The sequence below is a fragment of the Mesorhizobium sp. M0058 genome (assembly GCF_040323095.1).
Taxonomy (GTDB): domain Bacteria; phylum Pseudomonadota; class Alphaproteobacteria; order Rhizobiales; family Rhizobiaceae; genus Mesorhizobium.
The window spans coordinates 47,928-73,768 of record NZ_JAMYUQ010000002.1 but is presented as its reverse complement, the minus strand read 5'-3'; the positions used below and the strand labels follow the sequence as shown (position 1 = coordinate 73,768).

Annotated in this window: 36 protein-coding genes; 11 read left to right on the top strand and 25 right to left on the bottom strand. The window is 60.8% G+C overall.

Features of this window, described 5'->3' with window-relative positions:
- Positions 1-17 precede the first annotated feature (17 nt).
- The 4 genes from NKJ75_RS03250 (at position 18) to NKJ75_RS03235 (ending at position 2,838) form a co-directional block, all read left to right on the top strand.
- Positions 18-1,106: an HPP family protein gene (locus NKJ75_RS03250; RefSeq protein ID WP_023700669.1), complete on the top strand. Its 1,089-nt coding sequence runs from the start codon at positions 18-20 to the stop codon at positions 1,104-1,106.
- A gap of 101 nt (positions 1,107-1,207) precedes the next feature.
- On the top strand, positions 1,208-1,876 hold the full coding sequence (locus tag NKJ75_RS03245; protein ID WP_023743964.1) for an RNA polymerase sigma factor: 669 nt from the start codon (positions 1,208-1,210) through the stop codon (positions 1,874-1,876).
- 115 nt (positions 1,877-1,991) lie between these two features.
- Positions 1,992-2,516, top strand: a complete 525-nt coding sequence (locus NKJ75_RS03240; protein ID WP_023743963.1) for a DUF4142 domain-containing protein — start codon at positions 1,992-1,994, stop codon at positions 2,514-2,516.
- A gap of 10 nt (positions 2,517-2,526) precedes the next feature.
- Positions 2,527-2,838 carry a cupredoxin domain-containing protein gene (locus NKJ75_RS03235; RefSeq protein WP_023689894.1) on the top strand — a complete coding sequence of 104 codons (312 nt, stop codon included), beginning with the start codon at positions 2,527-2,529 and terminating at the stop codon, positions 2,836-2,838.
- On the opposite strand, the gene NKJ75_RS03230 is transcribed toward NKJ75_RS03235, so the two are convergent.
- Positions 2,814-3,698 carry a crotonase/enoyl-CoA hydratase family protein gene (locus NKJ75_RS03230; protein ID WP_352499192.1) on the bottom strand — a complete coding sequence of 295 codons (885 nt, stop codon included), beginning with the start codon at positions 3,696-3,698 and terminating at the stop codon, positions 2,814-2,816. The genes NKJ75_RS03235 and NKJ75_RS03230 overlap by 25 nt on opposite strands.
- Before the next feature lie 81 nt (positions 3,699-3,779).
- Here NKJ75_RS03230 and NKJ75_RS03225 point away from each other — a divergent pair, with 81 nt between their 5' ends.
- Positions 3,780-4,370 (top strand): TetR/AcrR family transcriptional regulator, encoded by a 591-nt coding sequence (locus NKJ75_RS03225; RefSeq protein ID WP_352499191.1) that lies wholly within the window; start codon positions 3,780-3,782, stop codon positions 4,368-4,370.
- Positions 4,371-4,463: 93 nt separating this feature from the next.
- Here the strand turns inward: NKJ75_RS03225 and NKJ75_RS03220 are convergent, their stop codons facing one another.
- On the bottom strand, positions 4,464-5,690 hold the full coding sequence (locus NKJ75_RS03220) for an anion transporter (RefSeq protein ID WP_031204800.1): 1,227 nt from the start codon (positions 5,688-5,690) through the stop codon (positions 4,464-4,466).
- A 766-nt stretch (positions 5,691-6,456) separates the two neighbouring features.
- On the bottom strand, positions 6,457-6,693 hold the full coding sequence (locus NKJ75_RS03215) for a hypothetical protein (RefSeq protein ID WP_023671471.1): 237 nt from the start codon (positions 6,691-6,693) through the stop codon (positions 6,457-6,459).
- Positions 6,694-6,966: 273 nt separating this feature from the next.
- Between NKJ75_RS03215 and NKJ75_RS03210 the strand changes: the two genes are divergently transcribed.
- The 5 genes from NKJ75_RS03210 to NKJ75_RS03190 all read left to right on the top strand — a co-directional run bounded on the left by NKJ75_RS03210 (position 6,967) and on the right by NKJ75_RS03190 (position 9,936).
- Complete coding sequence (locus tag NKJ75_RS03210; protein ID WP_023727873.1) at positions 6,967-7,293, top strand: hypothetical protein; 327 nt, start codon at positions 6,967-6,969, stop codon at positions 7,291-7,293.
- 772 nt (positions 7,294-8,065) lie between these two features.
- Positions 8,066-8,233, top strand: a complete 168-nt coding sequence (locus NKJ75_RS03205) for a Thivi_2564 family membrane protein (RefSeq protein WP_023671469.1) — start codon at positions 8,066-8,068, stop codon at positions 8,231-8,233.
- A 13-nt stretch (positions 8,234-8,246) separates the two neighbouring features.
- On the top strand, positions 8,247-8,540 hold the full coding sequence (locus tag NKJ75_RS03200; protein ID WP_023835340.1) for a hypothetical protein: 294 nt from the start codon (positions 8,247-8,249) through the stop codon (positions 8,538-8,540).
- Positions 8,541-8,701: 161 nt separating this feature from the next.
- The gene (locus tag NKJ75_RS03195; RefSeq protein ID WP_023715175.1) at positions 8,702-9,172 is read left to right on the top strand and encodes a GFA family protein; all 471 of its coding nucleotides are present in this window, start codon (positions 8,702-8,704) and stop codon (positions 9,170-9,172) included.
- Positions 9,173-9,741: 569 nt separating this feature from the next.
- On the top strand, positions 9,742-9,936 hold the full coding sequence (locus NKJ75_RS03190) for a hypothetical protein (RefSeq protein ID WP_023835341.1): 195 nt from the start codon (positions 9,742-9,744) through the stop codon (positions 9,934-9,936).
- Between the two features lie 84 nt (positions 9,937-10,020).
- Here NKJ75_RS03190 and waaF read toward each other — a convergent pair whose 3' ends face one another.
- Positions 10,021-11,043 carry a lipopolysaccharide heptosyltransferase II gene (waaF, locus tag NKJ75_RS03185; RefSeq protein WP_023671465.1) on the bottom strand — a complete coding sequence of 341 codons (1,023 nt, stop codon included), beginning with the start codon at positions 11,041-11,043 and terminating at the stop codon, positions 10,021-10,023.
- Entirely contained in the window at positions 11,040-11,981 is a 942-nt protein-coding gene (locus NKJ75_RS03180; RefSeq protein WP_023808296.1) for a glycosyltransferase, read from the bottom strand. The genes waaF and NKJ75_RS03180 overlap by 4 nt, the downstream gene beginning before the upstream one ends.
- A gap of 483 nt (positions 11,982-12,464) precedes the next feature.
- Here NKJ75_RS03180 and NKJ75_RS03175 point away from each other — a divergent pair, with 483 nt between their 5' ends.
- On the top strand, positions 12,465-13,310 hold the full coding sequence (locus NKJ75_RS03175; protein ID WP_023835342.1) for a glycosyltransferase family 25 protein: 846 nt from the start codon (positions 12,465-12,467) through the stop codon (positions 13,308-13,310).
- Between the two features lie 19 nt (positions 13,311-13,329).
- Here the strand turns inward: NKJ75_RS03175 and msrA are convergent, their stop codons facing one another.
- From msrA to NKJ75_RS03075, 20 genes are all read right to left on the bottom strand, one after another.
- Positions 13,330-13,848 (bottom strand): peptide-methionine (S)-S-oxide reductase MsrA, encoded by a 519-nt coding sequence (gene msrA / locus NKJ75_RS03170; RefSeq protein WP_023835343.1) that lies wholly within the window; start codon positions 13,846-13,848, stop codon positions 13,330-13,332.
- A 68-nt stretch (positions 13,849-13,916) separates the two neighbouring features.
- Entirely contained in the window at positions 13,917-14,240 is a 324-nt protein-coding gene (locus NKJ75_RS03165) for a hypothetical protein (protein WP_023689880.1), read from the bottom strand.
- A gap of 3 nt (positions 14,241-14,243) precedes the next feature.
- On the bottom strand, positions 14,244-14,435 hold the full coding sequence (locus tag NKJ75_RS03160) for a hypothetical protein (RefSeq protein ID WP_023804972.1): 192 nt from the start codon (positions 14,433-14,435) through the stop codon (positions 14,244-14,246).
- On the bottom strand, positions 14,420-14,659 hold the full coding sequence (locus tag NKJ75_RS03155; protein WP_023705680.1) for a hypothetical protein: 240 nt from the start codon (positions 14,657-14,659) through the stop codon (positions 14,420-14,422). The genes NKJ75_RS03160 and NKJ75_RS03155 overlap by 16 nt, the downstream gene beginning before the upstream one ends.
- A gap of 96 nt (positions 14,660-14,755) precedes the next feature.
- Positions 14,756-14,959, bottom strand: a complete 204-nt coding sequence (locus tag NKJ75_RS03150) for a Pam3-gp28 family putative phage holin (RefSeq protein ID WP_023705678.1) — start codon at positions 14,957-14,959, stop codon at positions 14,756-14,758.
- Positions 14,956-15,648 (bottom strand): glycoside hydrolase family 108 protein, encoded by a 693-nt coding sequence (locus NKJ75_RS03145; RefSeq protein ID WP_352499264.1) that lies wholly within the window; start codon positions 15,646-15,648, stop codon positions 14,956-14,958. Before NKJ75_RS03145 ends, NKJ75_RS03150 begins: the two co-directional genes overlap by 4 nt.
- Before the next feature lie 255 nt (positions 15,649-15,903).
- Positions 15,904-16,212, bottom strand: a complete 309-nt coding sequence (locus tag NKJ75_RS03140; RefSeq protein ID WP_352499190.1) for a hypothetical protein — start codon at positions 16,210-16,212, stop codon at positions 15,904-15,906.
- Between the two features lie 87 nt (positions 16,213-16,299).
- Positions 16,300-18,159, bottom strand: a complete 1,860-nt coding sequence (locus tag NKJ75_RS03135) for a pyocin knob domain-containing protein (RefSeq protein ID WP_352499189.1) — start codon at positions 18,157-18,159, stop codon at positions 16,300-16,302.
- A 245-nt stretch (positions 18,160-18,404) separates the two neighbouring features.
- The gene (locus NKJ75_RS03130; protein WP_023694660.1) at positions 18,405-18,557 is read right to left on the bottom strand and encodes a hypothetical protein; all 153 of its coding nucleotides are present in this window, start codon (positions 18,555-18,557) and stop codon (positions 18,405-18,407) included.
- A complete protein-coding gene (locus tag NKJ75_RS03125) occupies positions 18,548-18,838 on the bottom strand; it encodes a hypothetical protein (protein WP_023694659.1) in 291 nt (96 codons plus the stop codon). The genes NKJ75_RS03130 and NKJ75_RS03125 overlap by 10 nt, the downstream gene beginning before the upstream one ends.
- Before the next feature lie 383 nt (positions 18,839-19,221).
- Positions 19,222-19,479 carry a hypothetical protein gene (locus NKJ75_RS03120; protein ID WP_156936355.1) on the bottom strand — a complete coding sequence of 86 codons (258 nt, stop codon included), beginning with the start codon at positions 19,477-19,479 and terminating at the stop codon, positions 19,222-19,224.
- 57 nt (positions 19,480-19,536) lie between these two features.
- Positions 19,537-19,797, bottom strand: coding sequence for a hypothetical protein (locus NKJ75_RS03115; RefSeq protein ID WP_023694658.1), 261 nt, complete (start codon positions 19,795-19,797; stop codon positions 19,537-19,539).
- Between the two features lie 134 nt (positions 19,798-19,931).
- Complete coding sequence (locus NKJ75_RS03110) at positions 19,932-20,138, bottom strand: hypothetical protein (protein ID WP_023734799.1); 207 nt, start codon at positions 20,136-20,138, stop codon at positions 19,932-19,934.
- A complete protein-coding gene (locus tag NKJ75_RS03105; protein WP_023743957.1) occupies positions 20,135-20,530 on the bottom strand; it encodes an SMI1/KNR4 family protein in 396 nt (131 codons plus the stop codon). The genes NKJ75_RS03110 and NKJ75_RS03105 overlap by 4 nt, the downstream gene beginning before the upstream one ends.
- 181 nt (positions 20,531-20,711) lie before the next feature.
- Positions 20,712-20,948 carry a hypothetical protein gene (locus tag NKJ75_RS03100; protein WP_023734797.1) on the bottom strand — a complete coding sequence of 79 codons (237 nt, stop codon included), beginning with the start codon at positions 20,946-20,948 and terminating at the stop codon, positions 20,712-20,714.
- Positions 20,945-21,178: a hypothetical protein gene (locus NKJ75_RS03095; RefSeq protein ID WP_050592344.1), complete on the bottom strand. Its 234-nt coding sequence runs from the start codon at positions 21,176-21,178 to the stop codon at positions 20,945-20,947. Before NKJ75_RS03095 ends, NKJ75_RS03100 begins: the two co-directional genes overlap by 4 nt.
- Before the next feature lie 85 nt (positions 21,179-21,263).
- Positions 21,264-21,578, bottom strand: a complete 315-nt coding sequence (locus tag NKJ75_RS03090) for a hypothetical protein (RefSeq protein ID WP_084558240.1) — start codon at positions 21,576-21,578, stop codon at positions 21,264-21,266.
- A gap of 3 nt (positions 21,579-21,581) precedes the next feature.
- Entirely contained in the window at positions 21,582-24,500 is a 2,919-nt protein-coding gene (locus tag NKJ75_RS03085; RefSeq protein WP_352499188.1) for a hypothetical protein, read from the bottom strand.
- Positions 24,501-25,031: a hypothetical protein gene (locus NKJ75_RS03080; RefSeq protein WP_352499187.1), complete on the bottom strand. Its 531-nt coding sequence runs from the start codon at positions 25,029-25,031 to the stop codon at positions 24,501-24,503.
- A 2-nt stretch (positions 25,032-25,033) separates the two neighbouring features.
- Positions 25,034-25,801: a hypothetical protein gene (locus NKJ75_RS03075; protein ID WP_352499186.1), complete on the bottom strand. Its 768-nt coding sequence runs from the start codon at positions 25,799-25,801 to the stop codon at positions 25,034-25,036.
- Positions 25,802-25,841: the final 40 nt, after the last annotated feature.

Here is a 25,841-nt window from a genome sequence, read left to right as displayed (position 1 = left end):
GCCTGACTGAGCTTGCCATGGCCTTTCGTCTCTTTGTCCCCATTCTCGCCGGCGCGACGCTGCGCGAGCGCCTCATCGCCTGCATCGGGGCGATGATCGGCATTGCGCTGACCGGCGCGATCGGCGCGCTGGTGCTTGGCAATGGCCCGCATGTGCCGCTGCTGGTGGCGCCGATGGGGGCGTCGGCGGTGCTGCTGTTTGCGGTGCCTGCAAGCCCGCTGGCGCAGCCATGGTCGATCATCGGCGGCAATACAATATCGGCGCTGGTCGGCGTGATCGTGGCCCATTTCGTCCATCAGCCCGTTCTCGCCACGGGCATTGCCGTGGCGATGGCGATCGCCGCCATGTCGTTCTCGCGCTGCCTGCATCCGCCGGGCGGAGCCGCCGCACTGACCGCCGTGCTCGGCGGGCCGGCCGTGATCGGTGCGGGCTTCCTGTTTCCGTTCGTGCCGGTGGCGCTGAACTCCATGATGCTGGTCGCGCTCGGCTATGCTTTCCACAGGCTGTCGCGACGCAGCTACCCGCATGTGCCGGCCCCTGCCCCGAAAAGCACGCACGGAACCATCGATCCGCCGGCTCAGGAGCGCATCGGCTTCCGGGCCGAGGACATCGATGCCGCGCTGGCTGCGCTCGACGAGACCTTCGACATCGACCGCAACGATCTCGAACAGCTGCTGCGACAGGTCGAACTGCAAGCGGCGATGCGCGCACACCGAACCATGTTGTGCGAGGACATCATGTCCCGCGACGTGATTTCGGTCGATGAACACGCGTCCGCTGATCGGGCGCGTCATCTGCTGCTCGACCACAATATCCGCACGCTGCCGGTTGTCGACAAGGACGCCAGGCTGGTCGGCACCGTTGGATTAAGGGAATTGGCGCGAGCCGACGAAGCCGTCGGAAGCGTTACCTCGACAGCGTCGACCGCCGCCGCCGGTACGCCCGCCATGGCGCTGCTACCGGTGCTCACCGACGGCCGCACCCATGCAGTCATCATCTTGGACGGGGACAGCCGCATCCTTGGCCTGATCACGCAGACCGACCTGCTTGCGGCCACGGCGCGAGTGCAGGCTGCTGACAAGCCGCTGGCGGAAGCAGTATTCTAGGCGCCGTCGGAGCCGGGCGAAAATGGCCGGGAACCTTTTGCCGGCGATGTCATCCAATGTCTATCGAGGTTTCGGACGGGGATTGGATCGAGGAACTGGCCATGCCTGCTATGTCTGTACCAATGCCCACGGCTGCTTCAAGCGAGATGCTTCTCGTGCGCCGCGCGCTGGCACGCGAAGGCAACGCCTTCCGCATCATCATGAAGACCCATAATCAGCGGCTCTATCGCATCGCTCGCGGGGTGGTGCGCAACGATGCCGAAGCCGAAGACATCGTCCAGGAGGCCTATGTCAGAGCCTTTGCCCATCTCGATGCCTTTCGCGGGGAGTCCTCATTGGCCACCTGGCTGTCGCGCATCGTCATCAACGAGGCGCTCGGCCGTCTGCGCAAAAGGCGGCGGACGGTGGCGAAAAACCCGCAAGCCGAAATCATCCAGTTCCCCCTCAATCCCAGCGACGATCCGGAGCGGACGATGGCGCAGCGGCAGATCCTCGAGTTGGTGGAACGGGCGACCGACAGCCTACCCGATGTTTATCGGACGGTGTTCGTGGCGCGGGTTATCGAGGGGCTCAGTATCGAGGAGACCGCCGAGCTGCTTGGCGTGCGGCCGGAAACCGTCAAGACAAGGCTACACCGCGCCCGCGCCCTGGTACGCAAGGCACTCGACGACCAGATCGGGCCGGTGCTGCTCGACGCCTTCCCGTTTGCCGGCCGGCGCTGCGACAGGCTGACCAGCGCCGTCATGCAGCGGCTCGGCCTGGAGAGCTGATCATCGGCTGATTTGGCCGATTTCCCCGGGAACGTTTGCCGCCGCTGCGCATCCAATGACCGTCAACTCAAAAACATGGCCCGGCGCGATCCCGCGTCCGGGCGAAGGAGATGCCATGCTTACCCGACACACCGCCGCCCTCGCTGCCTTGCTGCTGCTTGGCGCTGCCCCGCTCGCGCAAGCCGCCGACAAGCCGACGGACCCGCAGATCGCCCACATCGCCTACACGGCAGGCGTCATCGATGTGGAAGCCGCCAAGCAGGCGATCAAGAAATCGAAGACCAAGGAGGTCGTGGATTTCGCCAACGACATGGTGCGTGACCACGAAGCGGTCAACGCGCAGGCACTGGAACTGGTAAAGAAGCTGAAGGTGACGCCGGAAGACAACGCAACCAGCCAGGCGCTAACCAAGGCTGCGGCCGAGGAGCGGGCGAAGCTCGCCAAACTCGACGGCGCAGCCTTTGACAAAGCCTATGTCGACAACGAGATCGCCTACCACAAACAGGTCGACGGCGCGCTTGAAACCCTTTTGATCCCATCGGCCAGTAATACCGAGTTGAAGAGCCTGCTGGAGACCGGCCTGAAGATTTTCCAGGGCCATGAACAGCACGCCGAGCATGTTGCAGGTATGCTGAAGTAAGGACCAGGCTATGTCGAAACGGCAGCTGTGGATTGCACTGGCGCTGGTCTTCGGGACCTCACCCGTGCAGGCCGAAACCATCCAGGTCACCATCGACAAACTTGTCTTTTCGCCGGCCACCGTCGACGCGAAGGTCGGCGACACGATCAAGTGGGTGAACAAGGACGTGTTCGCACATACGGCTACCGTCAAGGGTGGCTGGGAAGTGATGATCCCGCCGAAGACAACAGCGAGCCTGACCCTGCGGAAGGCGGAAGCGGTCGAATATTTCTGCCGCTTCCACCCCAACATGAAAGGTCATGTGGCCGTGACGGCGCCTTGATCCCGGTCCGCAAGCCCGTCCTGCTGCGTTGAGGCTCGCCTGGCTTCATCCGGACGGGTGATGTGTGTCCACGAGCCGTCACAGCCCGGCTGGCGCCGTGCGATCCAGGCATCCAGCCCTTCGCGCAGATCAGCGGTCGGAGCCATGCGGGCGAACTGCTCGGCCTCGACAGCCAAGCCTTCCGCGATGCTCTGGTTCAGGCCCCGCGCCACTGCTGTGAGGATTGAGGCAATTGCTGCAGGAGAATGTCTGGTCATGCGCCGGGCAAGATCAATTGCGGTGGACATCAGCTCCTCATGCGGCACCACCTGGTTGACGAGGCCGAGTTCGACGGCGCGCGGCGGCGGGAACCAATCGCCGGTCAACAGCAGCTCGAGCGCCCTCTTGCGCCCTGCCAGTCTCGGAAGCCGCTGCGTGCCGCCGAAAGTAGGCGGCATTGCAAGGTTGATCTCAGGCTTGGCGAACAAGGCGCGGTCGCTGGCGATAGCGAGCGGCACGGCTTCGGTGATCTCGCAGCCGCCGCCGAAGGCGATGCCGTTGACGGCGGCGATGACGGGCTTGCGGAATGCCTCCAGCCTTGCCGTCAGCCGCTGTCCGCGCATGACGAAGTCGCGCAGGGCAACGTCGACGCCGATGGCCACGCTGCCTGAGAATTCATGGATGTCGCCGCCGGCGGAGAAGGCGCGCTCTCCTGCTCCAGTGAGGATGACGGCGCGGATGGCGTCGTCGGTCTCGGCGGCATCGAGGAGCGCAAGCAGGCGATCAATCAGCGCATAGTTCAAGGCGTTGAGCTTTTCCGGCCGATTAAGTGTGAGGATGGCGATCCCGTTGCGGGCCTCGGTGAGCACAAGCTCGGTCATGTCTTTTCCTTCCCTGTGTTTGTCGACGGAGAGGATCAGGCTTTCGGTTGTATGTATATTCACTAGTCGGTATACTTGCGTATGAGCGAAGCACCGAGCCCTACCCGCAAACGCATTGTCGATGCCGCAACGAAGCTGTTCTATGCCGAGGGGATCGGCCGCGTCAGCGTCGATGCAGTGGCGGAAAAAGCCGGGCTGACCAAGCGCACGCTCTACTATCATTTCAAGAGCAAGGACGATTTGATCGCGGCCTATCTCGACGGTCGCGACCAGCCGAACCTCAAGCAGATGGCCGGCTGGTTCGAGATGACCGAAGGCGATGTCGAGCGCAAGGTCGAGGCGATTTTCACCAATCTGGCGCGCGTGGCGAAGCACCCGAAATGGAGAGGCTGCGGCTTTCTGCGCACGGCAGCCGAACTCGCTTCCATGCCCGGACACCCGGCCGTTAAAGCGGGGGCGCGGCATAAGCAGAATTTCGAGACCTGGCTGGCCGGCGAACTCACAGGCCACGGCGTCGACGAGCCGCAGACCCTGGCGCGCGAAATCGTGCTTTTGATGGACGGCGCGTTCTCGATCATGCTGATCCACCGCAACCCCGACTATGTCGAGGCGGCCGGACATGCCGCTGCAACGCTGGTTCGGGCAAGGTCAGGATCGGCGACTATCCGCTAGAGCGTTCACCGTTTAATGAAGACGGCGAAACACGCTATTTCTTTGACGCAATTCCGGACGGAGAACCGCTTCACACTTTTTCCTGGAATTGCTCTAGAATCCAGCCGCCAGCCATGCCGTCCCGACGGCAAGGGTCAGCAGCGTCAGTGGCAGGCCGACCTTGAAGAAGGCTGAGAAGGACAGCTGCGTGCCGGCCGCCCGCGCCTGTTCGGCGACGATCAGGTTGGCGACTGAGCCGAGCAAGGTGAAGTTGCCCGCCAGCGTCGAGCTCATCGCCACCACCAGCCAGGCACGCCCGGGGTTTTCAAGGCCGGGTATGAATGGCCGCAGCGCCAGCACGGCCGGAACATTGCTCATGATGTTGGAGAGCACCGCGGTGAAGCCCGATAGACGCCAGACGTCGTCCAGCCCGAGGTTCTTGGCCGAGGCGATGATGTCGGGCGTCAGCAGCGTCGTTTCGGCGCCGGCGACAACGATGAACAGGCCGGCGAACATGAACAGCAGCGGGCCGTCGATCTCGCGGTAAATGCGTGCCGGCTTGATGGCGCGGGTGAGCAGCAGGATGGCGCCGCCGATGAGCGCTGCCTTGGCAACCGGAACGCCGGCGAAGAAGGCGATGGCCAGGCCAATGCAGACAACCACCGCCTTCAGCACCTGTCCCGGCAGCATGCGGCCGCGATAGACTTCCGGGTTGAGATCGGCGGTGCGGGCGAATTCGGCGCGGTAGACGATGCGCACGATGACGACGACCGCGACGAGGCCGAAGAGGGCAACCGGCGCCAGGGCGGCCGAAAAGGCTGGATAGGAAATTCCCGACAGCGCGCCGATGACCATGTTCTGCGGGTTGCCGGTGATGGTGGCGACGCTGCCGCAGTTGGACGCGGTGGCGGTGGCGATCAGATAGGGAATGGGATTGCGATTGATGACACGGGTGACGTGGACGACGATCGGCGCCATGACCAGGCAGATGGCGTCGTTGACCAGGAACGCCGACAACACGCCGGTCAACAGCGTCACCATCACCAGCAGCACGAAAGGCGCGTGCGCATGCTCGATAGCGTAGGCGCCAAGCGCCCGGAAGGCGCCGGACACCTTCAGATGCGCCACCACGATCATCATGCCGAGCAGCAGCGTAATGGTGTCGAAATTGATGGCGCGATAGGCATCTTCCATACTGAGTGCGCCGATGGCGATCATCGCCGCACCCCCCAGCAAGGCGATCCCTGCCCGGTCGAGACGGAGGCCTGGAATACGCCCGATTGCGACGCCGACATAAGTCAGGACCAGGATCAAAAGTGCCGCTGCGCCCATCAATGTCATTGGCAGACATCCTTGTCCGAACGAACCGACGCAGGAACGGACTGTTCCCGCTCGGGCATTTGCTGGGCAGCTTTAACGCCGCTCCAGCAAAGCGAAAGCCTATAACGATCCGAATGCGAAAATCGGTGGGCAAAATCGCGGGTCGACCGATGCCGGGAGCAACCGGAGCTTGATCTTGAGACGGCCGAGATTGGGAATGAGACACGCGCGGCGGACTGCGGCGGACTGAGATCGCCATCCGCGAAACTTCCCCCTCGGGAGGCTCGTGGCTTATGTGATTAAATTCTAATTTAGGCTTTCCGGGTATGGATAGCTTAGCTATATTTCGGCCTTGGGGTTTCAGATGGTCCAGGTTCTTGAGAGGGAATGCCGTGTCTCGGAGAACGAGGCTCTGCTGGCGCGTCCGATAGAATGTCCACAATGCCACGGAACCCGCAAGGTGTTTGTCTGTGCCCGGTGGGCGAGCTCGAACGGCCATTGCTGCCCCGGAGGAACACACCGGCTCAGTTGCCCCGGTCACAGCGTCGCGTGCATGGAGTGCGAAGAGAACCTTGAGCCTATCTGAAAGCGAGCGCGACTATTTCCTGTCGGGAAAACGCAAAAAGCCCGCTCCGGCGAACCGGAGCGGGCTTTGCAACCATACGCCAAGTGTACCCTGCTGAGACCAGTACCCTGCCGAGAGCCGACCCGCTTTGCGTTTCCGCCACCGCAATAAATTGGTAGCGGCACTTCCAGAAAAAGCGATTGTTGGCTAACCGCCGTCGAATTACTCGCCCGACTGGCCGTCGCCAGTCACACTGCTGCCCAGAATTCCAAAGTCCTGAGACTTAGTTCCTTGTCCCGCAGTCAGGAATCCATCCGCATCCAGGCCGCGCCGCAGCAGTTCCCGCACTGCCGCGGACCGGCTTGGCATGCGCTTTTCGAAGCGCCAGTTTTCCAAGGCAGCCAATTCCTCGGCTGTCAGCATGATCTGCAGTCGCTCGGGTCGTTCCAGCTCGGCCATTCGCGCCTCCAACCGTCAAGACCAAAAATATGGTGAGTTAGTATGTGTCTCAATTGCAGTATAGCTAGGGGTCCCCGTGCAGCGCGTCAAGAGAGGCTGATGGGTGACTCACATACAAGACCAACGATGAGGAAGACACGCCGATAGCACAACCCTCGCAGTCTGCTAACTACTTGATTTACTTGAGAATATTTTATATTCTTCTTGCCATCTGAAGGTCGTTGGCGCATCTTGATCACGACGGGACAACCGGCTCCTGAAAGGAAGGTTTCCATGCGCTACGGATATTCGGCTCGGCTACGGGAGGATCTCAATTCACGGGTCCTGGGCGCGCTGCGCTCGCGCGGAATGGTCAATATTGCGGTGGTTGCCGAGGACATACGATTGCGTAACCTGGACGAGAACGTCGCCCTTGAAGACGTCGAGCGGCTTGTGATGCAGACGGCCCAACTCTACGGCGCGGTGATGGAATTGGACGGACTGACCTCCGTCGAGGCGGGGAGATTGACTTCGCTTGCCGACGATAAGCACGAACTGTCTGGCATCGGCAATTCCGACACCACAGGCGGCCAAACCGCTCCCCTGCTGGGATTGTCCTAAGCGCGACCCTCTCTTTCAATCGACAAAATCCGCGAGAGAGATTTGGACCGAACTCGGCGGCGCTTTGAGCGTCCAGACGACGCCTTGTCCCCAAATTCCAGTTGTCCGGTGCCGCTAAGCGCTTGTGGCGCAACCCGCTGGAGCACGACGGAGCCAAAACCGCGGCGCGTCGTCCCACTCAAGTTCGGCGGCCTCGTTGTAGAACGTGATGCGGCCCCGTGTGTCGATGGTGTAGGCTGCAACGGGCAACGCTCCCAACAAACTGGCGGGCCCGACACCTGGGATTCCAATCCCCGCATGTTGGATGACGTATTTCCCTACCCCAAATTCCCCACCTGCTCGATTTGCCCGTTCCGCGGTACCTGAGATGCACGTGCGAGGTTTCGGTTCCCGTCGTCCCCTTGGGACGGCAATTGTTCTCCTGCGAAAAGGCGATCACCCGCCGGGCGGCGCCGGATCTCAGGGCTCGCGCAAATGTCGACAACGAAGCGCAACTCAGGCCGTCTTTGTCGGAAGCTCGTCAACCCGAGGCGGTTCTCCCGTTAGCCCCGCCTGACGCCAGCAACAAGTTGCCTGGGACTGTGTCGCCGATGGCAAACGACAACCATTGCGGCAAACAGGCCCTGATCGGCATCCAGCTTCAAAGGCTGCGGAACGTTGTTTCGCGGCCTTTACGCTGCGCCGATGGCTTCGCATCGACAGGAACCAATCAAGGGCCAGAGCGTTTGCCGCTGCGTACTCTTCTCAGACGTAGCCAGACGGAGTGAGGGACATGGCTTCATCGGTACTTATCGGCATTCTGATCACTTTCCTGGTGATCATCCTGGTGCTCTATCTCATCCAGCGTCTGCCGCTCGATGGCCGCACGAGGCAGATCGCGCAGATCGTTGTCATCATTATCGGCATCATTTCGCTGTTGAAATACCTGGCCGTATTTTAGGATAAGGATCGCCATGACATCCCAAACAATCGCATGGATCATTGGAACGGCGTTGTTTGCAGCAACAAGCACGGCCTACGCCCGACCCGACACGCGTTCGATGACCTGCGAGGAGACGCAGCGCCTGATCCAGAGCCATCACTCGGCGGTGTTGACGACCGGCCGGAATACTTACGATCGCTATGTCCGCCAATACGGCAACGAGTGCGACTGGCCGGAGGTGCCGGTCGGTGCCTCCGTTCCGACACGTGATGGCCAGTGCCGTGTCTATTGGTGCCGGGAACCGGTGTTCGATTTCCCGAACTGACATATCCAGCAGCCTTGCGGCGGTCGTTGCCATGGCGCTCCCGGGTTCAGACGATGCATTGCGCGAGGCGACATGGAACCCTTGCGCCGCGCGTGAATTGATTGTGCGCATGGCGCTGCAAGATGTAGCGGTGTGATGCCCAACCAGATGGAGGAGCGGTCATGCCCAATGATACAAGGCGGAGCGGCAGCTGCCTGTGCGGCGGCATCCAGTTTTCGGTGACGGGAGATCCCTTTCGGATTGGCCTTTGCCATTGCAAGGACTGCCGCAAGGCTAGCGGGTCGGCTTTTTCGGCGTTTGCAGTGTGGCCGCTCGAGGCGTTCGAAACGACGGGTATCGTCAACAGCTACGGCGACAGAAGTTTTTGTCCCACCTGCGGCGGCCGGGTGCCTTTGGTTCGTGAGAATGAGGTGGAAGTGACGATTGGCAGCCTCGATGAGGTGCCCACCGAAGGGCTGGAGCCCAGCTATGAACTCTGGGTCAATCGCCGTGAGCACTGGTTGCAACCCTTGCCTGCTGCCCGGCAATTCGAGCACGACCGGGTCGATGACGAGCCGACAAACCGGACAGCCGAACCGATTTCTGACGGTGTCGAAACGCCGTCTAGCTTGCCGCAACGCAAGTCGGCCTAGCGCGAGCGGCGCAGACAGCCGGCAGGCAGGAAATCATTCTCGACACCGCCCGATGCCGACAGGACCGGGTCCGACAACATTTCACCCGGTAGAAGCCAAACGCAAAAAGCCCGCCTTGGCGTCAAGCCAAGGCGGGCGGTAGATCATCCGGCCTGCGCTGCCGTGGAACGATGGGTTGGCCAAAGCCCTGGGCTGAGACACGGTGCCGTTTGTAACCGGCGATTGACTACGGAGCGGCCCCGGTTAGCTGGAATTCGTCTTGTGGTTGCAACGATGCTAGATTTTGTTTGGAAACGAGAGCTTAAGACCACGCAATATCGTTACGTCAACTATGCTGTCCAAGTATCTCGTGGTGTGAACTGAAGGAATCTTGCTGTCTTGTACAAAAGAACGCTTTGTTTATTTTCTTTCCGTCACATAGTGTAGCGAATCTTGAAGCCGGATGGGGCGATTTTCGTGCAGCCAGCGCCTTCGCAGGATCGCGGTCCGCACGTGCAATATCCACTTCACGGCAATCTTCATGCAGCATAGCCAGCGCAAAGTTCATACGCAGACGTTGGGGGGCACCAATGGACCAGCCGAGCAAAATGGAGAACCTGCAGTTCGCGCAAGGGATACTGCGGGAGCTTCGGCAGAAAGCCGAAGCCGACGGCCAGAAGCTTCTGACCTACCTCATCGACATGGCCTACCTTGAAGCCAGCGACCGCATCCGTGCACATTGGGTCGGCAATCACGAGCCCGAAAACCGCAGGGCCAAGGGGTAGGTGTCAAGGGGTAAACCCGAAACGGGGCGATGGTTGCCCCCACGGAGCGTTTGATCAGACGCTTGGGGCCGGCGAGGCCACCGGTCAGTTGGCAATACCGGCTGAGAGGTCAGCCAGAACCTCCCTCACCCGAGTTTCGCTGACGCCGCGCGTGTCCTTGACCCAGCTGGGCGTCGAAAGCGGCGGTTCGATAAAGCGAACATGGTTGTTTACGGGCCCATGCACATAGGGGCGATTCAGCCCGTAGATGAGCGCGCATGGGACGTTCAGGGCAGCGGCGGCGTGGGAAATCCCGCCATCAACCCCGAGGAACATGGTCGACGCAGCGATTTGGCACATCGCGTCAGCAATCGACGGGGTCGAGGTGAAGTCGATTGCCTCAGGAATGGCGGCGCGGATTTTTGCGGCACCGGCGTGCTCGCGCGGTCCGCCTACAATCCAGATTGCCCAGCCGCGATCATGATGGTCTCTGGCGATCGAAATGAAGCGCTCGACGGGCCATGAGCGGAAATTCTCAATGTCGGCAGTATAGAGCGCCAGTGCCGGTCGGTCGGCATCGATCTTCTTGTGCTGGCGCCATTCGTCCAGTTCGGCCGGATCGACCACAAGCCGGGGCGCCGGCCACTCTGCGCCCGCAGCCGGCTTTTCGCCAAGCGAGGCAATCGAGCAGACTTCCTCGAACAGCCGCGTCTTGCGGGGTCCGAAGGCCCATAGATGGGCCAACCAGCCGGCGGGGAAGCGATTGAGGAGGCCGAATTGCAACTCCTGCGGATAGCCGATGCGCTCCTCTATTCCGGCCATGAACGCCATCAGCGCCGCCTTGGTGCTGCTGGTCATCAGATAGGCCGTACGGTAATTTTCCTTGCGCAACTCGCCAACCAGGCGGCTGCGCTCGCCAAACCCGGGGCGCTGATGACGCTTGGCAAGCGCCCAGCCCTTCCTGACATGCGGCATCAGGCGCGCCAGCGGCGCTGCAACGGGCGAGGTGACGACATCTATGGGGCGATCAGGAAATCGCGCGGCAATGATCTGGATGGCGGAATGGCAACGGACGAAGTCGCCGACCGCGGGGAAGCCGACGAAGAGGATTGGATCGCCGGTCGTCAAGGAAGCGCTTCGCCGTCAAGGATGCGGGCATAGAGATCCAGATAGCCGCGCGCCGCTTTTTGGATGGGAAATCTCGTCGCGGCCGATTCGCGGCATTGCTGAGGCGTAAGGTCGGCGACGGCCTCGAAAGCGGCCGCAAATTCTTCATCGGTCTCAAAGAAGCGCCCGCTGTCGGCATCGACCGTCTCGGGCAATGCGCCTCGCGTCGTCGTCAGCACCGGAGTGCCGCACAACATGGCTTCGACCGGTGCGTTGCCGAACGGCTCCTCCCAGGCGATGGGGTTGAGGAAGGCTCGCGCTTCGCCGAGAAGGCGAAGCTTCGGCTCGCCGTCAACGATTCCGTGGAAACGGTATCGCCTGCCAAGGCTCTTGAAAAACAACCCTTCGCGGCGGGTCTGACTTCGGCCCAGCAGTTTCCAACGCGAGCCACCGGCGATATCGAGACCGAAATCGAATTTTTTGGCGAGATCGACGGCGCGGTTGAGGCCTTTGCTTGATCGTGCAATGCCGGCGAGAAATAGCAGGCGGTCGCCCTTTGCAGCCGACAAACGATAGGCGTCCACCGGAAAGCCATTGTAGACGAATGTCTCGCGCCCATGCTGGCGGGCATGATTGGCGCTGATAAAGCTCCAGTTCGCAACTGGCATGGGCTGGTCCGGCATAAAGCCGCGCTGCGTATTCAGCGTTGGAAATGGCACCTCGACGGGCCAACTATGGGTGTGGACGATTTGCGTGTCCCGCGGAATGGCTGCCCGGCATTCGGCATCGGTCGAAGCGTGCCGGACTTCGAAGAGCGGGTGGCTGGAGCCAGGGCCAGCGATCACCACGACTTCGTGTCCGAGACGAACCATCTCCGTGGCCAGCCATTCGACCTGACGCTGAATCCCACCGTAACCTCGGCAGGGTATTACGCCCTTCAAAACGAGCGTCACCCGCATTGACCTTGCCTCACAATGCTCTCAAAGACGGCCCAGGTGCGTCACGGGCTGGGCATTGTCAAGGTCGCGCCAGAAACGCAAAAAGCCGCGGCGGCCTCGATCGGGTTACGGAATCGTTAATCAGCGCTTGCTACTATACCGGATGACCAAGAATCTCGGCAATGCACCCAGGACCATCTCCAGGCAACAGCCAAAGACCTCCGCTCTTGGTGGGCTGACGCCCGCCCTGTTTCCCCTTGTGGTCGTCGCGCTCGGATACATGATCGGTCGGCAATTCTTCGGCTTCTAGGGCGACTCGTCTAGGCGCGCACGGTAAAGGCTCGCGCCACGCGGGGGACGCCGTCAATGTCCACCCAACCTCCAAAACCAACCGGCGGCACCGTACGCCGCTACCCACTGCCCCGCACGTAAGCAAATTTTGTGCAATCACGGGAACGTGATATTCACTGATCACCGGACAAGGGGGCGCTGATGAGGTGTCTGGTGATCAATCTTGATCGTTCTCGCGATCGGCTGGCGCATGTCGCGTCCGAGTTCGGCCGGATCGGAGTACCATTTGAGCGTGTCTCCGCCATCGATTGCCCCGATTGCTGCTCTGTCGCCAAAAGCCCGCTAAGCGCTGCTGAGGTTTGCTGTTTCCTGAGCCACCGCTCGTGTTGGGAGATCGTTGCGAACGGCGCGGATCAATATGGCGCGGTTTTCGAGGACGACGTCGTTTTCGGCGCGGGCGCCGGCTCGCTGCTTGCTTCCGATCGATGGGTGCCGCGCGATGCCGATGTGATCAAGCTGGAAACGCATTTTGCCAAAGTGAGGGTCGGACGCAAGGAAGTCGCTCTCGATGATGGGTTTTCGCTTGCCAGACTTTATGGCCTGCACGCGGGCGCCGCAGGCTATGTCCTCTCCAGATCGGCAGCGCAAAGATTGCTGCGCGGGACCATGCATCTGAGAGGAGAGGTCGACTTCGTTCTTTTTCACCCAGGATTCATGACCTGCTCGCTCAACCGAATCTATCAGATCATGCCGGCGCTTTGCGCACAGCACCATTTTGTTTCGGGACGAGAGCGCTTTCCAAGCCTAGTGCGACGGCCCGGGAGGCGGGCAAAACCGTTTCTCGATCGAATTGTTGGAGAAGCGGTGCGAACCTTCGCCTATCTTCGAAACCAGAGCCTGACCGGAACAAAGAAGATCGAGGCCGTCGCGTTCTCAGGCTCTGAGGTCGACGGCAAACCCGTCCACGGCGCGTTCGTCTATGGGCAGCCCGAGCACGGCCACCTCTACGAGGCGGCCGGCATACCGATCGCGCGGAAGAATAGTTCGACCGCCAGATAAGCAGACGATAGCGGCTGCGTTACGAAACAGCCTTTTCGCGGACCGGAAGCTTCCAGCCCGGCCTGACAAAGTGGCAGGTATAGCCGTTGGGGCATTTCTCGAGATAGTCCTGATGCTCTGGCTCCGCCTCCCAGAAATCGCCCGCCGGCGCAAGCTCGGTGACGACCTTGCCCGGCCACAGTCCAGAGGCATCGACATCGGCGATGGTGTCTTCGGCGACGCGCTTCTGCTCGTCGCTGGTGTAGAAGATCGCAGAGCGATAGCTCATTCCGACATCGTTGCCCTGGCGGTTCCTGGTGGTCGGATCGTGGATCTGGAAAAAGGATTCGAGCAATGTGCGAAAGCTAATCCTGGCCGGATCGAAAACGATCTCGATGGCTTCGGCATGGCTGCCGTGGTTGCGATACGTGGCGTTGGGCACATCGCCACCGCTATAGCCGACGCGGGTAGAGATCACGCCGGGATAGCGCCGGATCAAATCCTGCATGCCCCAGAAACAGCCGCCGGCAAGGACTGCACGTTCGGTGGACGTCGCCATATCATACCTCCATTGGATTGCTCCTTAGGTAGGCATTGTCGCTGGCTTTTTCCAGCATCTCAAGTGCATCACTCGTTGCCGGCCGAGCCGAACCGCCGCACGATGACCTCGAAGACGATGTCGGAAATCCACATGGCCGAGACGCCGATCAAAAAGGCGGCGGCGAGCGTGGTGGTGTCGTCGGCCGGATCGGGGATAGGCATGCCGGTTGCCCTGAACCAGGCGACGGCAGGCAGCGTCAGATACGCAGCCGCCAGCGCCCCGCAGATCGGCGAGGCAATCATCTCGCGCAGCTTGTAGCGATGGCGCGACAGTGCTCGCAGCACGCCGCCAGCTAGCCCGGCGGCGACGACCGGCCCCTTGATGCCGAGCATGTCGAAGAGGTCGTGCATCGGCTAAGGCCTCCATCCGCAGAGCTTTTGTCCCTTGCGGTTGTGCGCCAAGAGCGCTCTCGCCTCGGCGTCCGACAGGACGTCGACGGCTTCGGCCGACAGGCGCAGCGGGCTCGAAATCGCGCAGAAGCCGCCCGAAGTAGTTGTGCACCCGGCAAGCGCCACAAGCAGCGCAAGCATCAGTCCCTTGCCCATGATTTCAGCTCCTTTCGAACAGCGTCCGCCGGCAGTGCGCCGACGTCGTTCTGCACCTGCTCAGCGACCGCGCGCGCCGCGGCCTCAGCGGCCGCCAGTTTGCCGCGCTCGGCCCAGGCGCCGGCCAGCCGCTGGTGAGCGCCCCAGCAAAGGGCGGCGATGGCCGATGCCAGGAAGCCCAGCAGCACTTTGTTGCCAAGCAGGACGGCGAGGAGCGCGCTCACAGCAGCCACCCGGCGACAAGCCCGGCGGCAAAGCCGATAGCATAGGGTTGCGCGGCTTCGAGATAGGCGATGATCAGTTGTTGAAACCCTTCCATGTCAGTGCTCCCAGCCGGATTTGCGGGCCAGCCAGTGCCAGGTCTCGGTGACCGAGGCGATGGCGAGACCGGCGGCGATCTCCAGACCAGCTTGAGTGTCGGGGTCGGAAGAAAATGCCGCCGCGTCGTCGGCGCCGAGCAGGCCACGCGCGACCAGAACACCGGCGCCGTAACGCAAGCCGATGCGGATGAAGACGGCGATCATGTCGAACTCCTTGCGAAAATCGATTTCAGGATTTGAAGCAGCGCACGCCAGAACGGCAGGCGTTCGACGGGGCTGACGCGCCCGCCGGTAGACACCGGCGGCATCGCACTGCCGGGCTTCGGCGAGAGCGCTGATGGCTGGGTCGGGGAGCCCGGCAAAGGTGCCGGAGCGGGCTGTAGTGCCGACATCAACAGCGCCTGGGAACGGACCGACCTGATGCGATCGCTCCAACCCTTGCCGAAAACCGGCCAGGTCGGCAGCCGCCGCAGGAATGCCAGGCGGGCATCGCAAAGATCGTCGATGACTGCGCCCGGTGGCCTGGCGCCCACAGCTTTGAGCGTGGCCGTGCCGATCCTGCCGTCCTGTGCGGTGCCAACTGCAGCCTGCAGATATTTAGTCGCCCTGCCCGGCCCACTGTTCACGGCGAAGTCGAAGACGGCATAGTCGACACCGCCGGGAAGCTCGACGCCGGCAACGGCATCCCAATAGAAGCGGCGATAGACCTTCGCCACCTGAGCATCGGTGATATGGCGCAGATCGTCCTTCGTCGCATCCGCCTTCACGTAGCGGCGGAAATTGGCCAGCGTCACGCCCTTCATGGTAGCGCCGCCGGGATCGGCCGGATTGTCGGACCAGCCGCCTTCCGATTTGAGGACGAGCGCAAGCGCCCGCGCGAAGTTGCGGTTCATTTTGTGCCTCTTTTGGGGTTGTGGGCTAGGGGCGAGGATTACCGCCGGATCGAGCCCGAGCGCTCGGACCAAGTTCACAGCATCAGGATCGTCGCTGTAGAGAGAGGGATCGTCCGGAGCGAACCAGCGGGCGAAATAGATCGGGTTGCCGGTGAGCATGCCATAGGCCTGCGGCATCTTGCCGCCGCCGATGATGCGGGCTTGCACTATGGATTTCAGCACAATGTGGCGGACTGCCGGGGCAGCACTCCAAGCCTAGCCATCCCATATTTGACGCGCATCTTCCGGGGCTTCAGGCACTTCGATGCCATTTTCAGGAAGCTCGAGGTCTTCACCATCAAAGCCGCCGAGATAGGCGCCATTGCCGTCAACGAGTATTTTGTCATGGTGTCGCCTCAAAATTGGAAAGGGCTTTTTAGATGTGGCTTCTGTACCGGTATCAGTCCCTGCAAATTGGACTGGTGGCACTTGTCGCTCTTGGCGCCTATGTTGCGGTGCCGGATGGCTGCTATCGACAGGCGGCTTCTTTTTGGCTGTTTTGCCTGTATCGGTAAGCGTAGACATATACATTTCCCGGTATACGGGGTCGCCCTACGAGAAATACTGCGCTCAGCAGGATCTGCTGCAGGCCAGGAGAGAAGCCGCTAATAATTAGGCCCACGCTCGCACGACGAGCCTCCAGCTACTATTGGTAATTGTGGTGCCTGCGCCGGTGCCTTTGGCAGTGATATCAACAGCGGTGGACGAAAACCGCACATTGATGTTGGTGGCGTCCGGGACCAGCGATAGACCTTTGTTGCCTGTACCGCCGCCCGGATTAGCCAGTACTTCGTCTCCAATGGAATACCCGGCATCTGCCGTAGTGCATTGCAGCACGGCAAAGTAGTTTTTTGGCTTGACGCCGAGTCCATGAGCCAACGTCAGCGACCCGCCGGATGTGATGGTCTGTTGCGGGCTTTCATAAAACTTCTGAAGCAACGCCGTGGACGACTGGACATAGCGTGCATCCTGTTCGGCCTGCGACCATTGCAGCTTGATCCATCCTCCCCAGGCACCGCCAGCCTGCCTGCGCCGCCATAGCTTTTGGTCTGCCGCCGTAGTGTCGTTGACGAAATCATGCACCGTCTGCGTCCGGTAGCCAGTGCTTCCGTGCGCTTCCACAAACCCCAGGAACCAATTTACGCCGTCTGGCGCATTAGCCGCCGCCGAGGCCATATACCAGCCATTGTCCAGGGCGTTGTTCCAATCGGTGATCGTCTGCGCGACGACACCAAGGTTGGGTCGGCTATCAAGTTTCAGATCAAACCCAGCCTTGACGAACCCCGTTGTAGCCAATTGCGTGGTATTCGTTCCAGGCGCTGCGGTCGGCCCCGTTGGCGTCCCGGTAAATGTCGGGCTGGCCTTCGGCGCCAGGCTGGACACCGCGATCCCACTATCCTTCCCCACCTTGCCCGTCGTGCCCGCGAAAGTGACAATATTGTCGGTTGCCGAAGACGCAGGCCCCAAAAAATCTCCTACTCCCGTCCCGTCGGCGCCTCTGTCGCCGGCCCGGTCGAACATCAGCCAGATGCCGTTGGCCGTCGTCGGCAAAGTGCCGGCGCCACTGACATAGGCGAGCGTCAGTTTGCGGTAGCCGCTACCATCCACAACTGCGCCACTGACATTATAGACAGAGTAGATAGCGGTGGAGGCTTTCGAGCGCAGGGTCAACTGGCCCTTGATGGGGTTCGTGCTGTCGTCAAAGCCATCGAGGATGCCACTCACCGTGGAGCCGCCGGCGTCGAGATTGTCGATATAGGCCGCGGTCACCAAGGCAGCGCTCGCATTGTTCAGCCGCAAGGTGCCATTGCCCGGATCGGCGTCGGCTGTGGTCGTGGAAAAGGTGTAGCCGAGCGCCGCCACCGAGGTTAATGCCGCCGCAGCGCTGGCCGCCGCATTGGAAGCGGAGGTCGCGGCATTGGTGGCTGAGGTGGAAGCCGCGGTTGCCGAGCCCGAGGCAGCGCTCGCCGAACCGGCTGCAGCTGTAGCCGAGTTGCCTGCGTTGGTGGCGCTGGTCGCCGCGCCCGATGCCGAGCCGGAAGCCGCCGTTGCCGAATTGCCTGCATTGGTGGCGCTGGTCGCGGCTGTTGTGGCGGAGCCGGCGGCGGCCGTGGCCGAACCCGCGGCGGCGCCGGCCGAGGTGCCGGCATTGGTGGCGCTGGTGGCGGCAGCGTTCTTGGAGGTGAGCGCCGCAGCGGCGCTGGCGGCGGCGGCGCTGGCAGCAGCCACCGCATCGCCCAGCGTGTCCTCCGACAGGTAAAAGGCGATCGTGACCGCGTCGGTGCCGATCACCGGATCGAGCGTTTCGAAAACATAGACGAAGTCGGCCGAGACCGCGCCCTGCTGAACATGCACCGTCGTGCCCTTCTGCATGGTGCGGCTGGTGCGGGCATCGGCGGCGCGGAACCATTGGCCTTCGCTGGCGGTATAAATGCCGTTGTCGCGGGCATCGGCCTGGTTCTTGACCAGCACACGGTCGCCGACCTCGGCCGGCACGCCGTCGGTGGTCTGCAGGCCATAAAGGGTGATGTTGCCCGTCGTCGCCAGGCGCACGGGTTCGCGTTCGCCGGTCAACAGACGAACGGCGGCAGTTGCAGGTCGGGCCATAAGGCTTGCTCCATTAAAAAAGCCCCGCGAAAGCGAGGCTTGAAAGAAGTTCCAATTTGGTGCGCGACGATCAGCGCTGTGATGAAGACCGAAGAGTTAGACGCGGCGCATCACCCGTCCTCAGGGTGCTTGCGCAGGTAGCGCAGCCGCTTGCGCTGCGCAGGCGTCACATAGCCATCCCCGGCCTCGGCCAGAATACGCTCTTCTTCGGTCGGCACTTTCTCCGGTTCAGCCGGCAGCCCAAGCTCGATCCTCAGCGCCATTGCCTCGGCGTCGCCCTCTGCATGACTGTGCGACCGATGTCATCAACGTCCAGCAAGGGGCAAAAGCTGCGGTGTTCCCAACCCTTGGCATTCCGCTTTTTCTCTTCATGGAGTTGATTCCATTCTTCGTATTTGGCCAGTAGCTCTGGCCTTTCCGAAGGATCACATGTCCCCAGCCGCCACAACCAGGCTATGGTCGGGTGTTGCCGCCGCGTGTTCAGTTCGATGTCGTCGTCATAGGAAACGGTTCCACCGAGAAGTATCTTCCTGCCCATGTTCATTGCGGCGAGCCAAGGCCGCCGTCCCATGCGCTTTTCAAAGTGACCGCTGGCCAGCCCTTCAGATGTAAGTGGGCGCCAGCGCAGCGAATCTAATAGACATTGCTGTTCTTCTCAACGGGTCCGTCCATACTGGAGCCACTTTGTCCGCTGGACAAGTATAATCCGGCAGTTCCTCCAACGCCCACGATCAGGCTGTCCAGCTGAATTATGCGTCTCAATGCTTCGGAATTACGGTGACAGTGCACTCTTTTCAATTTGTCAGCTTTAGAGCTTTCGCTCTACCTCGCACTGGTGCGGACCTCTAGAAATACGCTGTCACCGTAATCCATCATTCTCGAAATTTTCATCTACGAACATCTCGGCAAATTTCTGAGGCGAAAGCGTTACGTCGTTGTCGCGAGCGATTTCGAGGTTCCTCGCCCATAGACCCCGGATTTCCGCCGGTATTCCTCGGAAAAATGAACAGATGCGGCAATTGCGCCCTGCCACTGTCCATCGCCGCCATAGAGAGTGTGCAGTTTGGGAGCTATCGCCTTCAAGGATTTATCCACCTCTTCGGGCAGCTCACCAATTACCCACAAAACATAAAATTCCAATAGTTTAAGCAGCGGCTTTCCGTCATAGCGCGGGTTATGTTCCACTCTATCTCTCCTATGCGTCATTGATGGCGTATTCGATAAGCCTTTGACAAACCCCCGCTAGGCTAGGTTTTTCTTTATTGAGGCAAGCCAACCCTCGATGACTTCTCGACAGATATGTATCTCAAGAAAATATTCCAAACCGGCTTCGACGGCCTCCGGTGGCGATCTTCCCGTGTCCAGCCCGGTAGCAACCATCGCAACGGAATCCTCGGTCCAAGGCTCCGACGCATAAATCGTGTCGTACTCGTCAAACTCCGACAGCCTTTCGACTATCTCTATCAGCCTACCTACTTTCCCCAAAGAGAAACCCTCCGCCACGATTCGGATGCAAAACCTCTGGAAGATGGTACCATTATTATGTTGGGATCTAGGGACGAGTTGCTTACGCCGGCGGTTCGGTGGATTTGCAAAATGATCGTCCGACGCTGGTCATGGCTCGTGCTCCTTGCACTCTATTCCCCGTTTCGTCCCGCCTTTTCCAGCGCCGCCTTACGCTGAACTTCGATAGTTCGATTCCAAAAGCGCACCACTTGAAAATGCTCTTGCCTGGTCAACCAGATCTTGTTTTCCATGCTAACTGGATCGCCGCCAACCGCTACCGGTTTGATCTCGAACAATTCCATGCCTTTGGAACGCGAATCTGTACCTTGGACGCTCATTTCAAGTCCTCCAACGCAGCAAACAGACCGGCGAGGTCACGCGCTATCGTCTCGGCGGATTGCCGTTCCATAAATATGAATGGGATGCGCACGATCGGCATTTCCACGTCGTGGGTGTCGAAGCCATAGGCTTCCCCTCCTCCATTCGACGCAAACAAGAGGATGCCTGGTGCGTATTTCTCAACCTCATATTCTCGATTGAAGTCTACCAACTCTTCAGCCTTGAAAAAAATTATATAGCTGTCGCCGATGAAGCCTTCACCTCCATTATGCTCCCTAACGAAATCGGCGTAATCCTTCGGCAATGTCACTCCCAGGCTTGCGGGCAGGCCATCGACAACTGCAGCTTGAGCCGGTGGGTCGAAACGTCCCTTAGTTAGTGTATATCCCACTGCTATTCTCCAATGTCTTTTAGTAATTTGTTCCACCAGGGCGTAACCTGCTGCTGATGAACTTCTCGGGGCAGAATCACCTTGTTGGACGGATCGGTCGGACTCCCGCCAAACTTCACTGGCTTAATTTCATGCACATCCACGGGCTGGCCGACAAGTCGTCGCTGCACGCTTCTTGGCATCACCCTTGAAGCAACGGCAGAATCCTCTCATCGAGGAACTCGAGGCGACTTGCCAGCATCTCGGCATTGGCAGGAGTCGCATCGACATTGACTGGTATCAACTTCGCCACGGATTTTCCCTGACGCGCGGCCTCAACCCAATCTTCAAGCGCACCGATGTAGCCATCCAGAGCCTCGAAAGGGGTTTTGGTGTCGTCAGCCGGGTTATATGTCGTTGGCACATCGCCGACGATCACCCAAATCCATCTTGGTATGTCCGGCCTTCCAGGCTCGATCTCGAACAGAAAGATATGATGCCTTCGCCGCCGTAGCCGAGATACTCGCCCTTGATGGACAAAACCCAATCGAAGAATTCGAGGTGTTCGCGAGCCTCGACGCGGGCAGAGTCAAGTTCGCTTTCACCGGTGCCGACATTGGCTGGAGGCAACCTTACAACGGTGGACAGGTCCGGAATTGCGTTGTTCATTTCTCTCCCGCGCCTTCACTCACGCGTTGAGCTTCAAATTATAAAATCCGTCCCATTCGAACCTATCCCATTCGGGATGATGGAACTAACTCAGCGTCGACCCTGGAACCTCGTCAGGCATTTTGGCTCGCTTCCATGGCGAGGTTTTTGCATCGCGCCAAGCATGCCAGCCCAATGGCAGATCCGCCAGCTGTGCAACTGTTTCATCAAGCTCCACGACCTCAACCAAGCCTACCAAAATCAAGTCGTTCTGATCGACTTCAGCTTCATTTCCGTAGAACTGCCACGACTCGTCGTCAGCATCATGTGACGCGTATGCAATCCAGCCGCCGCCACGAAATATTTTACGCGTCGATATGACAGCCAAGTTTCTGGGGTCCTCGAATTTCCATTCGCCCATATTTTAGGCCCTTCTGCCTCGCTTCCATGGCGACGATTTCGTCTCACGCCAAGCATGCCACCCATAAGGCAGGTCGGCCAACTGCATGATAGTATTATCTTTTTCCACAATGTTTCTTAAGCTTAGAATGATAATATCTACATCATCGATATCTTCAGATACATGCGCATGAAACTGCCATGCCCCATCATCATCATCATGCACTACACGGGCAATCCAGCCTCCATCCTGTATGGCCTTTCTATTTACGAAAACAGCTACGTTCTGCGGATCTTCAAATTTCCATTTCATTGTCGCCAACCCTATTTGTTGGATTTTTTTTCTATTTCGTCTTCTTGCTGCCAGACTTGCGTTTCTATAGCTGTTGGTTCCTGGAGATTTGGTCGGATCTGCTGGGTTGAGGGGATTTATGTGATCAAATTGTGCTTCGTTTGGTGGAGGCGTTACACCTTTTTTACTCTTCTGAGGCGGTATCAATTCCTGCCCGTCCTCGTCGTCTCTTAAGACCCCTCGGTTCCATTTTCTATTCTCCTCCGCCATTTTAAACTTCTGCGCCCTTGTAAAATCCTTGCCAGGCGCAACGTTAGGAGGGTCTTCCAAATGTGCATAGGGCCTCCTTATTTCGGGTGCCTGGTCGGTTGAGACTGGAATCTCTTCCGCTTTGACCGGAGGAACCGGGGTTGGATCATTATCTGGGACGGTCGTGGGCTTAGCAACTGCTGCGCGTTTCGCGAGCCGTGCAACCACCTGTCTGCCAATTGAAGCAAGTCCTTCGGCAAGGACATTGCCGGCAGCACCCCAAAGCGCGCCATTCAGGACGCCTTGCGGGACGCTTTCTCCAACATTGTAGGCATATGCCCCACCATAAGCGCCGCCAGTCGCGGAGCCTACCGCGGTTCGAGCTCCAAGACCAGTCAGGCTCTCCGCACCCACGCCGATTCCTGCCCGGCCGAGCACACGGTAGAGGCCGATCGCAGCCCCGTACCCTGCCAAGCCGGCACCGAGGCCCCCGGCCACCCAACCGGCCGAACCGGCCCGGTCCTCGGCATCCTCCGTCTGCTCCTGTTCGAAAGCGAGACGACCTTGGTAGCTTTCACCTGATCCCGATGATGCGAGCTTGGCGACGATTGCATCCGCGCCTCCAGCGGTCGCACCCTTGGCTATGGTCCGGCCAATATCCCCGAATGCCATGCCGAACTGCCGAAACGTCGACATGGTGCTGTACTGGGCCTGAGCCGGATTTTCCCCAATCCACGTCAGACCATTCTTCAGCGCTGCAAGTTGGAGTTCCAATACCTCCGGCGTCATGGTCGGATCTTGGGCGGCCTTGGCTCGCCACCGGGCTTCCGCTGTCAGCAAGATTTGTTTGGCTACTGCCTCGCGCGCTTCCGGATCGCGAACTGCGAGGACAATCGAACTCAACTCCGCGAGACGGGTGTTGAATGGCAAACTTGGGTCGATGTATTTCGCAGCCCACTGGTCAGCTACAGCCCAGGGCAGCGGCAGTCTCGTGTCGAAGCCCATCTGCTCTTGAGCGGCCCTGGCCCAGGTCACCGCTTTCTGGAAATCCTGTGGCGTTGAAACCTTGCTCCAGTCCGGAGCTTCGCCGGGGAACAGTTGGGTGACATAGGCCACGGGATCCCCGCGGCGGGCGGCCATGATCATCTCGGCGGCGCCGGCCCTTATGTCGTAGCGTTTGTGCTCTTCTGGCGTACCCTTCGGGCCGGGTTCGAAATCACGAAGCTCGGCATGTATCTCGCGGTTCGATGCGCGGTAGAAATTGTGAAATGAGTTGGCGGCATCAACCGTCGCCCTGAACTCATCGAAACGCGTCTGCCCGTCTGTGGCGCCGTAGGTACTGACGAAATCCTGAGCGGCTGGCTCTTCCTCTCCCGGGCAATTGCCTGTGAAGGCGATGACAGCGGGCGCGTTTTGTTCGGCAAGCCGCACCCTCGCATGCCCGTCGATCAATCGAGCCGCGGTGGCGGAGTTCGCCTCATTCTTCAATGCGGCAATATCGCTGGACTTAAGGTAGGTGATGGCTTCCAGTGGAATATCCGCTTCGCCATTCGGCGCAGGAGTTCCGCTAGCCTGTGCCCTGCTTTCGTCCAGCGATAGTTTGCCCGACTGTTCCTGCGTCACCGCGGTCGCATTGGATTCACCTGAAACATTCGAGCCGCCTACGGCCGCCGTATCATTTCGTACCCGCCCTCCCACCGGCACCGCACCCAACATTTCAGCAGCGCGCTTCGGGTCCGTGGCGATCATCGCCTGAACCAGCGCCTTGGCCGCGTTGGTGCGCCAGGCTGCTTCCGCCGCTTGCCTGGCAAGCGGGTTGCCGATCTTGGCGATCAGGTCGAGCCCGCTCTGCCGGATCGCTTCGAAGGTCGCGGTGTCGTTCGGGTCGCCTTTTGCGATGGCGATGGCATTGGTTGTCAGCGTCGTGTCGACGGTGGCCTTCTCGTAGTCGTCGCGTTTGGTCCTTTGCCGCAGCGCCATGCGGTATGCGCCAACGAAGCGCTTGTTTTCCTTCTGACCTGCGAAAGCGGCTTGCTGGCTTTCGGGCATCGTCCGTTTCGCATCGTCGAACAGCGTATCGTACAGGCCTGGTTTCACCACCCGGCCGGCGCGCAGGTCGACCTCGCCATACATGGCTTCATGCATGCCTGCGCCATCCGCCGGCGCGTTCGCCGCCACTTCATCTTCGGCCTGCGCGATCCGCGCGTCGAAGCCGCGACGCGCCAGCTCGGCGTCGAACGCGTCCTGCTGGTCCTTCATCTGCTGGTAGCGTTCGGCAAGAGCGGAAAGGTGGTCGCCGAAACCTTGCATGGCGCCGCCGATCGGCGACCCCTGGGGATATTGCACGGCGTTGCCGGTATCGAGCCGGCGCTGGCCGACGGAAAGGGGGATGATGTGTACCATCTAGGTGTTCCCCGCCCACGGAGCCCTGAGGACCGCACTGCCGAAGATCACGGAGCGGCCCGGCACAGCGGCGGCCGCAGCGCTTGACGCTGCCGCTTTCGTCGGGTCGTAGATTTTGGAGAGGCCGCCAACGAGCGCGCTGCCGGCGTTGAAGATCGACGCCGTCACCGCCTGCTTGCCCTGGAAGCGCGAGATGGCGGCTTGGCTGTTGAGATTGTTCTGGCGCAGCTTCGAGCCATACAGCAGCGCGCCGAGATCCGCCTGGCCCTGCCTGGCATTCGCCGCCAGCACCTCGGTCGGCGAGCCGGCTATGCCGACGCCGGACGCGCCGGCCTGGGCGCGCGCCTGCGCCTGCAGCAGGTCCTGCTTGTGGCGCTCCTGGCCTTGCTCGAAGGCGGCGGCTTGAGCGTCCGCCTGCGCCTGCTGCTGATACGCCTTGGCCTGATAGTCGGCCATCTGCTTCGACTGCTGGCCCTCGGCCAGCGCGCCGCCGACGGAAAGAACGGTGCCGAGAAGGGCAAGTGTGCACATGGTCAGCCTCGTTCGCCCAGGGGTTTGATTGCAGGAATGGGTTTTCTCGCGGGAATGGGTTTGATTGCGGGAATGGGTTTGCTTGCGGGAATGAACTTGCTTTTGACGCCGGCGACCGGCGCGCCAAGCTGCGGGCGCGGGTCGAGCGCACCGCCGGTGGCGAGCAGGGACAAAAGCAGCCGGTCGGCCTGCAGGCCGGCGCGGCTGAGGCGAGCGGGTGCGGCTGCCCCTGCGCCGGCCATGGCGGCGCGGCGGGCGGCGGTGAGGTTTATCTTCAGCTCGGCGACGCTGGCGGCGTCGAACAGGCCATTGGCGGTGGCGATGGCACGGACGAGCGCATCGGCGTCGAACAGGCCATTGGCGGTGGCGATGGCACGGACGAGCGCATCGGCCTCGAACAGTTCCTGGCGCAGCAGCTCGACCAGCCGGGCAGCGTTGCGCCAGCGCTCGGTCAGGGTGGCGGCTTTGGCCGCAATCTCGTCGCCAATAGCGGCAATGTCGGCGCGGGCTTCGCTCTCGGCGGCGTCGATGCGGCGCGTGTCGGCGACGCAGATGGTTTTTTCCAGCAAGGTGATGACGTCGTTGCAGGCATCGAGCGCGGCGCGCGCCGCGGCCAGGTCGCCGTCGCCAAAGACGGCCCGGTCCTCGGCCTGCTCCAGCGCGCGCCTGCGGACGACGGCGTCGTTAATGTCGGTGTCGAGCAAGGCGATGACGGCCGCGAAATCGGCAGCCGTCCGCGCCTTGCCGAGGGTCTCGGCATGGGGGGTCATTGGGGTGGGTTCCTTTTTGAGAGGAGCGTTATCTCCCCCC